Here is a 2,477-nt window from a genome sequence, read left to right on the forward strand (position 1 = left end):
AAACCATCCGCCGACGACACACCACCCGGATAACGACACCCCATCCCCACAATCGCCACCGGCTCACGCGCCGCGGCCCGGGCGTCAGTCAACTGTTGGCGGGTACGGTGCAATTCGCCGGTCGCCCACTTCAGGTGTTCCAGCAATTTCTCTTCGGTGCCCGTCACAGCGTCCCCCGTCGCGGTCATGACTTTCCGAACTCTCGGTTGATGAGTGCGAAGAGCTCATCGGCGCTCGCGGACTCGATCTCGCCAGCGACGCTCTCGTTGGCGGCGGTCTGCGTGTCGTACTCCTGCAACAGACCACGCAGCCGCTCGGCGACACCGGCCCGGCCGGTGGCATCGAGGGTTGCGCCGGCCAGTGCCGTGGCCAGCTGGTCCAGGTGGGTGAACACATCACCGCCGGGCTCGGGCGGGAACAGCTGCTCGTACAGGAAGTCGCCGAGAGCGTCCACGGTGGTGTAGTCGAAGGTGAGCGACGCCGGTAGCCGCAGCCCGGTGGTCTCGCTGAGCCGGTTGCGCAGCTCGACCGCGATCAGCGAGTCCAGGCCCAGCTCACCGAGGGGAACGTGCTGGCCGACGGACGCCGGCGTTTCGTGGCCCAGCGCGACCGAGACCTGCTCGACGACGTGTCTCCGCAGGGCCGACCCGCGCTCGTCGGCGGGAAGGTCCATGAGGTGTTCCCGGACGCCGGCCAGCGGTGTGCGCCGCTGGGGCGTACGCGGAAGGGCAGGTGCCAGGTACCGCAGCAGCGGCGGCAGTTCCGTCCCGGCGGTGTCGACCCGGATGGCGACCACGTGCGGGACGTCCGTGGACAGCGCGGCGTCCAGCAGGTTCAGGCCTTGCGCGTCGGTCAGCGGCGGGAGACCGGCCCGGCGCAGGCGAGACAGGTCGGCGTCGCTCAGGTGCGCTGCCATGCCACCCGACTCGCCCCACAGACCCCAGGCGATCGAGGTTGCCGGCAGCCCGAGGCTACGCCGGTGGTGGGCGAGCGCGTCGAGGTACGTGTTGGCCGCCGCGTAGTTGGCTTGGCCGAGCGCTCCGAACGTCGCCGCCGCGGACGAGAACAGAACGAATTTCCGTACGCGGGGGTCGTCGCGGGTCAGCTCGTGCAGGTGTGCCGCGGCGTCGGCTTTCGCGGGCAACACCGCGTCGAGGTGGACGTCGCTCTGTTCAGTGAGAAGAGCATCGCGCAGTACCCCTGAGGTGTGCACGATCGCGGTCACCGGCCGCTCCGGCGGCACTGCGTTCAGCACTTCGACCAGGGCTGCCCGGTCGGCGACGTCGCACGCCGCGAACGTGGTTTCCGCACCGAGGGCGGCCAGGTCCGCTCGCAGCGCTTCGGCGCCCGGCGCGGCGGGTCCGCTGCGGCTGACCAGCAGCAGATGCCGGATCCCGTGCCGGACGGCCAGGCGCTTGGCGACGTGGGCGCCCAGCGCTCCCGTGCCGCCGGTGATCAGCACCGTCCCGTCCGGATCCAAGGCGGAGGTGTCCGGGCTCGGCACCGCGCCGACCGGGACCAGGCGAGGGGCGTACGCCTCTCCCTGGCGGATCGCCAGTTGCGGTTCTGCCGAGGCGAGCGCGGCGGGGAGTGCCCGCAGCGACGCTTCGTCGTCATCCAGGTCGACGACGGCGAACCGTCCGGGATGCTCGGACTGGGCAGAGCGGATGAGCCCCCACACCGGCGCGGCGTCCAGGTCGCGTACGTCGTCGCCGGGTACCGCCGCCAGCGCGCCTTTCGTCACGACAGCCAGCCGGTCGGCCGCGGGCCGATCGGCGGCGAGCCATTGCTGGAGCACTGCCAGCACCTGCCGGGCCGTGGCCGCGGCGCCGTGCCCACCGGTCACCCGGTGGTGTTCGGCGGGATCGGCCGCATCGCCGACCGGCACCGGCTGCCAGTCCAGACGTAGCAGCGGCACGTCGCGGCCGGCTAGGGCATCCTCGATCTGGCGTACGGCTACCGGCCGGGTCGTCAGCGCCGCCACGGACAGCACCCCCTGCCCGGTATCGTCCGCGACCGTCAGGGCGTACGAGCGCTCACCGACCGGGGTCAGTCGGGCCCGCAGGACGGCGGTGCCGGTTCCGTGCAGCGCCACGCCGTTCCATCCGAACGGCAGGTGTGGCTCCGTTCCGCCGTACAGCCCGAGGGCGTGCAGCACGGCATCGAGCAGTGCGGGATGGACCTGATACCCGGCGGCGCTCGATTCCTCGCCGTCATCTTGGCGGATCTCGACATAGATGTCGTCGCCGCTGCGCCACGCCCGGCGTAACCCGCGGAAGGTCGGCCCGTAGTGCAACCCGAGCCCGTGCAGCCGCGAGTACAGCCCATCGATCTGCACCGCTTCGGCACCGGGCGGTGGCCACTCCTTCAGGTCAGCGGTCACCGTGGTCACCGCGGTACCGAGGACGCCGGTGGCGTGTTGGGTCCAGTTTCCGTTGGTGTGGGAGTGGATGGTGAAGGGGTGGTGTCCGTTTTCG

2 protein-coding genes are annotated in these 2,477 nt (G+C 71.2%); both read right to left on the reverse strand.

The genetic code is table 11. The features are described from left to right. The coding region (locus ACLQ28_RS34360) for a polyketide synthase docking domain-containing protein (RefSeq protein WP_425690421.1) at positions 1–188 on the reverse strand (188 nt) is incomplete at its 3' end. Next, positions 185–2,477, reverse strand: a 2,293-nt coding sequence (locus ACLQ28_RS34365; RefSeq protein ID WP_425690422.1) for a type I polyketide synthase, incomplete at its 5' end; no start/stop codon positions are given. The genes ACLQ28_RS34365 and ACLQ28_RS34360, both read right to left, overlap by 4 nt.

This window comes from Micromonospora sp. DT201, from assembly GCF_049841575.1.
Taxonomy (GTDB): Bacteria; Actinomycetota; Actinomycetes; order Mycobacteriales; family Micromonosporaceae; genus Micromonospora.